Below are 10,319 nucleotides of genomic sequence, written 5' to 3' on the forward strand. Positions count from 1 at the left end.
GTGCGATGGCCAGCATCTGCGCCACGTTGGGACTGGCAGGCGTACCGCCGGGAATCTTGTAGCCGGCGCTGTCCCAGGGCTGCTTCGCCGCCGGGTTGGCGAGGATCCAGGCGCGGGCCTTCTCCAGCATTTCCTCGGGGCTGTCGGCCAGTTCGTGGATCAGCCCGGCCTTGAGCGCTTCCGCCGGACGCACCTTCTTGCCTTCGGCGAGGTACGGCAGGGCTTTCTCCAGGCCAAGCAGGCGCACCATACGTACCACCCCGCCGCCGCCCGGCAACAGGCCGAGAGTCACCTCCGGCAGGCCGAGCTGCACGCCGGGATTGTCCAGGGCGATGCGGTGATGGCAGGCCAGGCAGATCTCCCAGCCGCCGCCCAGCGCAGCGCCGTTGATCGCGGCGACCACCGGCTTGCCGAGGGTCTCCAGGCGCCGCAGTTGGCCCTTGAGTTCGAGGATGCCCTGGTAGAAGGCCGGGGCGTCGGCCTTGGTGACCTTGATCAGCTCGTTGAGATCGCCGCCGGCGAAGAAGGTCTTCTTCGCCGAGGTCAGCACCACGCCGGCGATCCCCTCTTTCTCCGCCTCCAGCCGCGCGATGGTCTTCGCCATCGCCTCGCGGTAGACACCGTTCATGGTGTTGGCGCTCTGCCCGGGCATGTCCATGGTCAGGACGACGACGTTGTCCTGGCCTTTTTCGTAACGGATAGCGTCAGTCATTCCGGTTCTCCCTTCACACGCGCTCGATGATGGTGGCGATGCCCATGCCGCCACCTACGCAGAGGGTGGCCAGGCCGTAGCGCAGGTTGCGCCGCTCCAGTTCGTCGAGCAGCGTGCCGAGGATGATGCAGCCGGTGGCGCCGAGCGGGTGGCCCATGGCGATGGCGCCGCCGTTGACGTTGACCTTGCTTTCCGCCACGCCCATGTCCTTCATGAATTTCATCACCACCGAAGCGAACGCCTCGTTGACTTCGAACAGGTCGATGTCTTCCACCTTCAGGCCGGCCTTGGCCAGGGCCTTGCGGGTCGCCGGCGCGGGGCCGGTAAGCATGATGGTGGGGTCGGTGGAGGTCACCGCGGTAGCGACGATCCGCGCCCGCGCCTTCAGGCCCAGTTCGCGGCCCTTGGCCTCGGAGCCGATGAGCATGGCGCTGGCGCCGTCGACGATCCCCGAGCTGTTGCCCGGCGTATGCACGTGCTCGATGCGCTCGACCTGGCTGTACTTGCGCAGCGCGGTGGCGTCGAAGCCCATCTGCCCCATCATCTCGAAACTCGGCTTGAGCGCGGCGAGCCCTTCCAGGGTGGAGTCGGCGCGAATGAACTCATCGTGGTCGAGCAGGACGATGCCGTTCTGGTCGGCGACCGGCACCAGCGACTTGCCGAACAGCCCTTCGGCGCGGGCCTTGGCGGCCTTCTGCTGGGAGCGCAGGGCGAAGGCATCGACATCGGCGCGACTGAAGCCTTCCAGGGTGGCGATCAGGTCGGCGCCGATCCCTTGCGGGACGAAGCTGGTGTGCAGGTTGGTTTCCGGATCCAGTGCCCAGGCGCCGCCGTCGGAGCCCATCGGCACGCGTGACATGGACTCGACGCCGCCGACCAGGACCAGGTCCTCGAAACCGGAGCGTACCTTCATCGCACCCAGGTTCACCGCCTCCAGGCCGGAGGCGCAGAAACGGTTGATCTGCACGCCGGCAACCTGTTCGTCCCAGTCGGCCACCAGCGCCGCGGTCTTGGCGATATCGGCGCCCTGGTCGCCCACCGGCGTCACGCAGCCGAGCACGATATCGTCGACCTGGGTGGTATCCAGGTCGTTGCGCCGCTGGACCGCGCGCAACAGCCCGGCCATCAGGTTCACCGGCTTGACGCTGTGCAGCGCGCCATCCTTCTTGCCCTTGCCGCGGGGAGTACGCACGGCGTCGTAAATGAATGCGTCGGTCATGGCGGTCTCTCTTATCCTGTTCTCGTCCGGCCGAGCGGGCCTCCGCCTACCTTAAACAGGCTCGCCTGCGGGACAATGACCGAACCGCTCAGGCTGATTGACCGCCCAGCTCAGCCTGCAACGCCGGGAAGATAGCACCATGCCATCTTTCGACCGGAAACCCGGACACCGGACGAACGGTCGAGACGCACGCCAGAGCCGTCACCACGCTGTCATATAGAGGGAATATGTCTAGACCGGAGCAGCTTGTATCCAAGTGGTCTAAGCCCGCGCAGGCCGGGGCTTAGACTGATTCATGCAAGCGTTCGAAAGGGAGGTCGACGCCGGGGATGCCGGGCCGACCGAAGAGTACGCCACTGCGTGGCAAGCCGTTCCGCCGGGCCGTAGCGCGGAGCAGGCAGCCACCCGACAACAAGAAAGGCAGACAGGCCATGTTGAACGAGCAGCCAAAAAGATGGCGGCAAGCGAGCCTCATCGTCTTCGCCACCACAGTCATCCTGATCCTTCCCAACCTTAACAGTCTGATCCGCTAGGGCACCCTGCTGCCTGCACGCTGCGCACCGCCTTGCGGTCAGCGCAGCGCAGGCAGCCACCAGGTCAGCAGCAGCGGAATGAAGGCGAACGACAGCAAGGTCGAACACAGCACCAGGCTGGCGACCTGATCCGGCGAACGATTGCCGCGCAAGGCGTAGAGATAGTTGAACACCGCCACCGGCATCGACGATTGCACCACCAGCACCCCCTGCGCCAGCGGCGGCAATTGCAACGCCAGCGCCACCGACCAGCCCACCAGCGCCCCCAGCAGAAGACGCAGGCCGCCATAGAAGAAGCCATTGCCCAGTTGCCGCGGACGGATGCTGGCCAGGGACACGCCGAGGGTGATCAGCATCAGCGGAATGGTCAGCCCGGCCATCAGGTCGACGGTATTCGCCATCCAGCGCGGCAGTTGCAGGTCGAGCCCCATCAACAACAAGGCCAGCAGCACGCTGAGCAGGATCGGATTGCCCAGCAGCGAGCGCCAGGAGCGCTCGCCGCTCATCCAGAACACGCCGAGGCTGAAGTTGCCGATCGACATGATCAGGTAGAACGCCACCGCCAGGGTCATCCCCGCCTCGCCGAACGCATACAGGCACACCGGCAGGCCCATGTTGCCGACATTCGGGAAGCTGTAGGCCGGCACCAGCACCTGCCACTCCTGGCGCCCGAGGCGCGCCGCCGCCCAGCCCAGCGCAGCCATGCAGACGCAGATCAGCGCGCTGGCCAGGGCCATCCGGCCGAAGCTGTGCAGGTCCACCCGGGTATGCGCCAGGGTGGCGAGGATCAGGCATGGCGAACCGATGTTGAACACGATGCGCGAAACGAACTCGGTCGGATAGGCGTGTCCGAGACGGACCCAGACATAACCGACACCGGCGCCGAACAGCACGGGCGCCATCACGGCGAACAACTCGGCGAGCACGGGAACCCCTTGGTTAGCCAGCTATGCAATGGCCCGCATGCTACCGCGAGGCCCCCGTTCCGTGCCAATCTCTCGCTCCATGTCATAACCGGCGGATGCACGAGGAACCCGCATGCCTGTCACTCTCCCGCGCCTGGCGTTGCTAGGTGCCCTGCTCTTCCCTGTGGCTGCCGCCTGGGCCGCCGAGCTCCGCCTGGAACTGCCGGGGGGCACGCAGACCTGGAGCAGCGAAGAACTGCTCAGGCATCCGCAGGCCCGCGACCTGGACATCCCGGCCGACGTCGCCTACCGCCGGAACATGCGCTACCGCGCCGTGCCACTGGCGGCCTTGTTGAAAGGCGTGCATCCCGAAGACCATTTGCAGGCCGTGGCCAGCGATGGCTTCGCCGCCGAGTTGCCGGCCGCCCCGCTGCTCGCCGAACAGGGCTCGCAAGCCTGGCTGGCGATAGAGGATCCGCAGCGCCCCTGGCCGCCGTTGGGCGCCGGCAAGCCGTCCGCCGGGCCGTTCTATCTGGTCTGGAGCAAACCCGAGGAAAAACGCATCGGTCCGGAGCAATGGCCCTTCCAGGTCGTCCGCATCCGCTATCAGCCCCCTCTGGCCGAACGCTTCCCGGCCCTGCTGCCGGCCGCCGACGCCAGCGCGGAAGTGCGCGCCGGCTTCGCCGTGTTCCAGAAGAACTGCCTGGCCTGCCACCGTCTCAACGGTGCCGGCGACGCCCAGTTCGGCCCGGACCTGAACCTGCCGTACAACCCCACCGAGTACTTCCAGCCGCAATTCCTCGCCCGCTACATCCGCGACCCGCAGGCGCTGCGGCAATGGCCACAGGCGAAGATGCCGGCGTTCCCGGAACGGGTGATCGACGACCAGGAGTTGCGCCAGCTGATCGGCTACCTGCGCCACATGGCCGGCCGCAAAGCGGGCGCGGCCGGCTGAAGCGGCGTCAGATGTTGTACGCCGAGGGCGGCGACGGCAGGCGCTCCAGCAAGTCGTGCAGGCCGGCGCTCCACTGGCGGCGGATGGCGCTGAAATAGGCGTCGTCCTCGGTGACCCGGTAGCCCTCCGGCAGGATCAGGCTGTCGCGGTGGTAGACCAGCAGGTCCAGCGGCATGCCCACCGAGAGGTTGCTGCGGATGGTCGAGTCGAACGACACCAGCGCGCAGCGCAGGGCCTGCTCCAGCGGCGTGTCGAAAGTCAGGTTGCGGTCGAGGATCGGCTTGCCGTACTTGCTTTCGCCCAGTTGCAGGAAAGGCGTGTCCGGCGTGGCCTGGATGAAGTTGCCCTGGGGGTAGATGCTGTACAGCGCCGGCGGTCCGCCGGCGATCTGCCCGCCGACCAGGAAGGAGCAGCTCAGGTCGGTATTGCCGGCCAGATTGCCGCCGTCGCGGGCCATCACCTCGCGGGTGGTCTCGGCGATCAGCGCCGTGGCGTCGTAGACCGAGGGCACGTTGAGCAGGCTGGCGCCGTCCCGGCGGATGCGCTGCTGCAGCAGGTTGATCACCGATTGCGAGGTCGCCAGGTTGCCGGCCGTCTGCACCACCAGCAGGCGCTCGCCGGGCGTGCCGAAGGTGAACAGCTTGCGGAAGGTGGCGATATGGTCGATCCCGGCGTTGGTCCGCGAATCGGAGGCGAACACCAAGCCGTCGGCCAGGTGCATCGCGACACAGTAGGTCATCTCGAATCTTCCTTATTCCGTCCGTCCCCGCCCCTCAAGCGTAAAGGCAATCGCCGATAACGCCAGGCGCGCAATGGATCGTCACTGTTGCTGCACCTGCAGCAGCGGCGCGCTGACCAGCACCCGCGCATGCATCTGCTCGCAACCGCCGCCACGGCGCAAGCCGCGCACCGGGCAGGCATCCAGGTAGTCGAGGCCGACGGCCAGCTTGAGATGGCGCTCCGGACGGCCGAGCCGGTTGGTCACGTCGAAGCTGTACCAGCCGTCGCCGAGCCAGGCCTCGGCCCAGGCATGGCTGGCCAGGTGCGTGTCGTCCTCGGTGTAGAGGTAGCCGGAGACATAGCGCCCCGGCACACCCTGGCTGCGGATGCAGGCGAGGAAGGCATGGGCATGGTCCTGGCAGACCCCGGCCCGTGCGCCGAAGGCCTCGATGGCGGTGCTGTCGACGCGGGTCGCCCCCGGCTGGTAGAGGATATGCTCGTGCAGCGCATGCATCAGGTCGAGCAGGCCGCCGCGGTCCTTGCGGCCGCCCATGGCGCGTTCGGCGAAGGCGCGCATCTCGGCATCGGCGCCGGTCAGGCGGGTGCTGCGCAGGAACGGCAACGGCGACTGGCGATCGTGCTCGACCTCGCGCTCCTCATCGATCTCGACCAGGCCGTGGGCGGCGATCAGGACCGACTCATGCGGTTCGTCCAGGGTCAGGACGTGCAGGATGTTGCCGTACGGATCGCGCAGCGGCCGCGCCGGGCGCGGCAGGTCCAGGCGCCAATCGACCACGTGCTGGCGCTCGCTGTCCTGCGGGGTCAGGCGCAGGTACTGGATGCTGGCGCGCACCCGGTCTTCGTAGCGATAGGTGGTGTCGTGGGTGATCGAGAGTCTCATGCGGCCTCCAGGTAGGAGCTGTGAATGGCGTTGGCCAACTGGCGAACCAGCAGGATGTAGTCGGTGATCCAGGTATGCAGGCCCTGCTCCAGCACCTCGTCGATGCCGGTGTAGCGCACCCGCGCCTCCAGCTCGGCGGCCAGGCGCTGCGCCGGCCGGCCGTTGACGCCGGGCAGGCCGGAAAGGATCTCGCTCAGTTCCTCGATGCAGGACAGCAGCGAACGCGGCACGTCCTCGCGCAACAGCAGCAATTCGGCGATGTTGCGCGCGTTGGGCGAGGCGCGGTACAGCTCGGTGTAGCCCTCGAAGGCGGATAGCGCCCGCAGCAGCGCGCTCCACTGGTAGTAGCCGCGCGCGGTGCCCTCGTCCGCCCCGGCGAGCGCCGCTTCGCCCTGGGTCTGGTAGCGCGCATCGAGCAGGCGCAAGGTATTGTCGGCGCGTTCGATGAAGGTTCCGAGACGGATGAAGCGGAACGCATCGTTGCGCATGCTGGTGGCGAAGGTCGCGCCGCGGAACAGGTGCGAGCGGTCCTTCACCCATTCGCAGAAGCGACTGATGCCATAGCGCAGGATGCCCTCGGCGGCGATGCCGCGCATTTCCAGCCAGGTGGCGTTGATGTTCTCCCACATGTCCAGGGTGATCCGCCCGCGTACCGCATGGGCACTGGCGCGCGCTGCGGCCAGGCAGCTGTAGATGCTCGCCGGGTTGTCCGGGTCGAGGGCGAAGAAACTCAGGAGGCGCTCGGCGGCCAGTTCGCCGTGGCGCTCCAGGTAGGCGTCGAGGGTGCCGGTGATCAGCAGCGGCATGGCCAGTTCGTCCAGGCCGCCGCCGTTGCGGTCCTGCGGCAACAGCGACAGCGAGTAGCTGACGTCGAGCATGCGGGCAAGGTTCTCCGCGCGCTCCAGGTAGCGCGACATCCAGTACAGGTCGGAAGCGGTCCGGCTGAGCATGCTTATTCCTCCACCACCCAGGTGTCCTTGGTGCCGCCGCCCTGGGACGAGTTGACCACCAGCGAGCCTTCGCGCAACGCCACCCGGGTCAGCCCGCCAGGCACCAGGCGGACCCGATCCGGTGCCGACAGGACGAACGGCCGCAGGTCGATATGGCGCGGCGCGACGCCGCTCTCGACGAAGGTCGGACAGGTCGACAGGGACAGCGTCGGTTGCGCGATATAGGCCTCCGGACGAGCCTTCAGGCGCTCGCGGAACAGCTCGATTTCCTCCCGGCTGGCCGCCGGCCCAACCAGCATGCCGTAGCCACCGGAGCCCTGGGTCTCCTTCACCACCAGCTCCGGCAGGTGCGCCAGGACGTGCGCCAGTTCCTTCGGCTTGCGACATTGCCAGGTCGGCACGTTGTGCAGCAGCGGGTCTTCGCCGAGGTAGAAGCGGATCATGTCCGGCACGTAGGGATAGATCGACTTGTCGTCGGCCACCCCGGTACCGATCGCGTTGGCCAGCACCAGGTTGCCGGCCCGGTAGGCGGCCAGCAGGCCGGGCACGCCGAGCAGCGAATCCGGGTTGAACGCCAGCGGGTCGAGGAAGGCGTCGTCGATCCTTCGGTAGATCACGTCCACCGGTTGCGGTCCGGCCGTCGTGCGCATGTAGACCCGCTCGTCGCGGACGAACAGATCGGCGCCTTCGACCAGTTCCACGCCCATCTCGCGGGCGAGGAAGGCGTGTTCGAAGTAGGCGCTGTTGAAACGTCCCGGCGTCAATACCACCACGCTCGGCGATTCGACGTCACTGGCCCGCTTGAGGGTGTCGAGCAGCAGGTCCGGGTAGTGGTCGATCGGCGCCACGCGCTGGCGGACGAACAGCTCGGGGAACAGGCGCATCATCATCTTGCGGTTTTCCAGCATGTAGGAAACACCGCTGGGCGTGCGCAGGTTGTCCTCCAGCACGTAGTAGTTGCCGCTGCCGTCGCGGACCAGGTCGACCCCGGCAATGTGCGCGTAGACGTTGCCCGGCAGGTCCAGTCCCTGCATCGCCAGTTGGTACTGGTCGTTGGCCAGGACCTGCTCGGCAGGAATCACGCCGGCCTTGAGGATGCGCTGTTCGTGGTAGAGATCGGCGAGGAACAGGTTCAGCGCCTGGACGCGCTGGATGCAGCCGGCCTCGATGTGCGCCCACTCCGCCGCGGGAATGCTGCGCGGGATGGTGTCGAAGGGGATCAGGCGCTCGGTGCCCTGCTCGTCGCCGTACAGGGTGAAGGTGATGCCGGCGCGGTGGAACAGCAGGTCGGCTTCGCGCCGGCGTTGCAGCAATTGCTCTTCAGGGGTGTCGGCCAGCCAGCGAGCGAATTCCCGATAATGCGAGCGGCATTCGCCGCCAGCATCGTGCATCTCGTCGTAAAACATGCGTGCCATGCCGGACTCCTTGTCGTCACGAACGATGGGGAACTCGCAAAGCCCGTGCCAGCGCGCGGATCACGGCTCGTCGGCGATTCGCAGGGTCGGCGCGGCGGGTTCGCCCCAGTCTGGTGCATCCTGCCCACAGGGAGAGGAAGGGCGCCCCGTTCGACGGCATGCGCGCCCCGCGGCCACGGACCGGCATCGACCTGCCGATCGCGAAGCGACCTGTGGGACCGATAAGTCTAGAACAGACCCGGAAGGGAGACGGCTTCTCCCCTCCCTTCCATGCAGACAGCCGTCTCGCTCGAACGAGCGATAAAGCGGACCGGCGGTAGTGCCAGGGAGGCGCCCGCGGCCGGGAAGGTCAATCGATCAGCGACAGCCAATGACGGTAGAAACCCTCGGCCACCCGATTCAGCCCGGCAACCTTGGCAGGCAACCCGGCCAGCATGTCCTCGGCGGATTGCTGGCTGGGCTGGGAGGGATCGAGCAGGTGCGGCCAGCCGGCGATCCAGCGCCGCACCAGTTCCTCGGTCATTTCCGGATGGCCTTGCAGGCCGAGTACGTGATCGCCCCAGGAAAACCCCTGGTTCTCGCACCACGGGCTGGACAGCAGGCGCTCGGCGCCCTGCGGCAGGTCGAAGGCATCGCCGTGCCACTGGAAGATCGAGAAGCGCTCCGGCAGCCCGGCCAGCCATGGACTGTCGCGGCTTTCCCGCTGCATGGGCTGCCAGCCCATTTCGGTGTAGGGCTGGTGCCGCACCGTCGCGCCCAGGGCGCGGGCCAGCAACTGGCCGCCGAGGCAATGGCCGATCAGCGGGATGCGCCGCTCGATGAAGCGACGCAGCAGCGCCAGTTCGTCGCGCAACCAGGGCAGGTCGTCGTTGACGCTCATCGGCCCACCCATGATCGCCACCGCTCGCGGGCGTTCGGCGTCGAGACCGGCGAGTTCGCCGAGGTCGGCGCGGATCACGCGGAAGTCCAGGCCGCGCGCCGCCAGCACGGCACCCAGATGGCCTGGCGGACAGAACTCGGCATGGGTCAGGATCAGAATATCGCTCATGGCTTACCTCCTTCCCCAGTCTGAAGGAAAGCCTTCGAGGAAGGAAAGCCCGACGCAGGAGCCCCGGCCCAGGATCGCGGCCGGGGTCCCGCCGCCGTCACGGACGCAGCGAAGTGACCTCCTGGGTCACGCCCCACCCGTCCAGCACGCCGCCCAGCGGCACCACGACTTCCTCCAGGTCGTGTTCGAAGGCACCGATGGCGGCATGGGTGGCGTACATCACCTTGCTGACCTGCAGGTTCCAGGAGCCATCGTCGCGAGCGACGACCTGGGCCCTGAGGGATTCGCCGCGAAACTGGCCCGCTGCCTGGCGGGCCTCCCGCTCACTGGGAAAGATGGCGAAGAAGTCGATGGGATGGATGCGCGCGAAGTCGAAGCCGCCTTCTTTCATGCGACGCAGGACATTCACGCTGACATCATCCGAGAAGGGCTTTTCCATGAGACGCACCTCCTGTCGAGACATTCAGAAAGTTCACCGATTCCCCATTCAGCTGAAGCCATCGTCGGCGATCATGAGAGTTTTTTTGATCAAGCCAGAGGAAGATCGGACGACCATGGCTTCTTTCAGGGTAGCGTCAACCTGCCAGCGCTGCCGAGCTTTCCGCCGCCTGCCCCGGCGGGCGGCGACCGGCGGCAGACAAAGCGCTGTACAAAAGGCCCGGCCGTTGAGCAAGATTCCGCCTGCGCCGGCGACCGTTGGTCCTGCCCGATGGCATTGGCGAAAGCGACTCGTGCAATAATGTCAGGTTGATATCAACCACTTCTCTCCCGCTATCCCGTTCGGACGCTTTCATGCTTATCAGCAGCTACAACCAGGTTCTTGTCGCCTTTTCCCTGATTGTGGCCATCCTGGCGTCCTACACCGCTCTCGACATGGCCGGCCGGGTGACCCTGGCGAAAGGCCGCGAGGCGCTCTCCAGGCTGATCGGCGGCGCTTTCGCCATGGGCTTCGGCATCTGGT

11 protein-coding genes are annotated in these 10,319 nt (G+C 66.9%); 2 read left to right on the forward strand and 9 right to left on the reverse strand.

Annotated features, from left to right (window positions below; all coding sequences use genetic code 11):
* The 3 genes from FFS27_RS21400 to FFS27_RS21410 all read right to left on the reverse strand — a co-directional run.
* Positions 1–712, reverse strand: a 712-nt coding sequence (locus tag FFS27_RS21400; RefSeq protein ID WP_137952196.1) for an enoyl-CoA hydratase/isomerase family protein, incomplete at its 3' end; no start/stop codon positions are given.
* 13 nt (positions 713–725) lie between these two features.
* Positions 726–1,931 carry an acetyl-CoA C-acetyltransferase gene (locus FFS27_RS21405; RefSeq protein WP_003117712.1) on the reverse strand — a complete coding sequence of 402 codons (1,206 nt, stop codon included), beginning with the start codon at positions 1,929–1,931 and terminating at the stop codon, positions 726–728.
* A 571-nt stretch (positions 1,932–2,502) separates the two neighbouring features.
* Entirely contained in the window at positions 2,503–3,390 is an 888-nt protein-coding gene (locus FFS27_RS21410; RefSeq protein ID WP_003087746.1) for an AEC family transporter, read from the reverse strand.
* A gap of 112 nt (positions 3,391–3,502) precedes the next feature.
* Between FFS27_RS21410 and FFS27_RS21415 the strand changes: the two genes are divergently transcribed.
* Entirely contained in the window at positions 3,503–4,324 is an 822-nt protein-coding gene (locus FFS27_RS21415) for a cytochrome c (protein ID WP_003087745.1), read from the forward strand.
* A gap of 7 nt (positions 4,325–4,331) precedes the next feature.
* Here FFS27_RS21415 and FFS27_RS21420 read toward each other — a convergent pair whose 3' ends face one another.
* From FFS27_RS21420 to FFS27_RS21450, 6 genes are all read right to left on the reverse strand, one after another.
* The gene (locus FFS27_RS21420; RefSeq protein ID WP_003100716.1) at positions 4,332–5,063 is read right to left on the reverse strand and encodes a peptidase; all 732 of its coding nucleotides are present in this window, start codon (positions 5,061–5,063) and stop codon (positions 4,332–4,334) included.
* Positions 5,064–5,144: 81 nt separating this feature from the next.
* Positions 5,145–5,945, reverse strand: coding sequence for a transglutaminase family protein (locus FFS27_RS21425; protein WP_003087743.1), 801 nt, complete (start codon positions 5,943–5,945; stop codon positions 5,145–5,147).
* Complete coding sequence (locus FFS27_RS21430; RefSeq protein WP_003087742.1) at positions 5,942–6,895, reverse strand: alpha-E domain-containing protein; 954 nt, start codon at positions 6,893–6,895, stop codon at positions 5,942–5,944. Before FFS27_RS21430 ends, FFS27_RS21425 begins: the two co-directional genes overlap by 4 nt.
* A gap of 2 nt (positions 6,896–6,897) precedes the next feature.
* Positions 6,898–8,310 (reverse strand): circularly permuted type 2 ATP-grasp protein, encoded by a 1,413-nt coding sequence (locus FFS27_RS21435; RefSeq protein WP_003087741.1) that lies wholly within the window; start codon positions 8,308–8,310, stop codon positions 6,898–6,900.
* Positions 8,311–8,659: 349 nt separating this feature from the next.
* Entirely contained in the window at positions 8,660–9,358 is a 699-nt protein-coding gene (locus FFS27_RS21445; protein ID WP_003087739.1) for a type 1 glutamine amidotransferase, read from the reverse strand.
* Between the two features lie 97 nt (positions 9,359–9,455).
* Entirely contained in the window at positions 9,456–9,797 is a 342-nt protein-coding gene (locus FFS27_RS21450; RefSeq protein WP_003087738.1) for a ribonuclease E inhibitor RraB, read from the reverse strand.
* Positions 9,798–10,150: 353 nt separating this feature from the next.
* On the opposite strand from FFS27_RS21450, the gene FFS27_RS33670 reads away from it, so the two are divergent.
* On the forward strand, positions 10,151–10,319 hold a 169-nt coding region (locus FFS27_RS33670), incomplete at its 3' end, for an MHYT domain-containing protein (RefSeq protein WP_171019213.1).

The organism is Pseudomonas sp. 2VD (genome assembly GCF_005503585.1).
Lineage (GTDB): Bacteria > Pseudomonadota > Gammaproteobacteria > Pseudomonadales > Pseudomonadaceae > Pseudomonas > Pseudomonas aeruginosa.

Coding starts and splice junctions, on each gene's coding strand:
- FFS27_RS21405 (WP_003117712.1), bottom strand. CDS start 1,931: ATGACCGACGCATTCATTTACGACGCCGTGCGTACTCCCCGCGGCAAG.
- FFS27_RS21415 (WP_003087745.1), top strand. CDS start 3,503: ATGCCTGTCACTCTCCCGCGCCTGGCGTTGCTAGGTGCCCTGCTCTTC.
- FFS27_RS21420 (WP_003100716.1), bottom strand. CDS start 5,063: ATGACCTACTGTGTCGCGATGCACCTGGCCGACGGCTTGGTGTTCGCC.
- FFS27_RS21425 (WP_003087743.1), bottom strand. CDS start 5,945: ATGAGACTCTCGATCACCCACGACACCACCTATCGCTACGAAGACCGG.
- FFS27_RS21430 (WP_003087742.1), bottom strand. CDS start 6,895: ATGCTCAGCCGGACCGCTTCCGACCTGTACTGGATGTCGCGCTACCTG.
- FFS27_RS21435 (WP_003087741.1), bottom strand. CDS start 8,310: ATGGCACGCATGTTTTACGACGAGATGCACGATGCTGGCGGCGAATGC.
- FFS27_RS21445 (WP_003087739.1), bottom strand. CDS start 9,358: ATGAGCGATATTCTGATCCTGACCCATGCCGAGTTCTGTCCGCCAGGC.
- FFS27_RS21450 (WP_003087738.1), bottom strand. CDS start 9,797: ATGGAAAAGCCCTTCTCGGATGATGTCAGCGTGAATGTCCTGCGTCGC.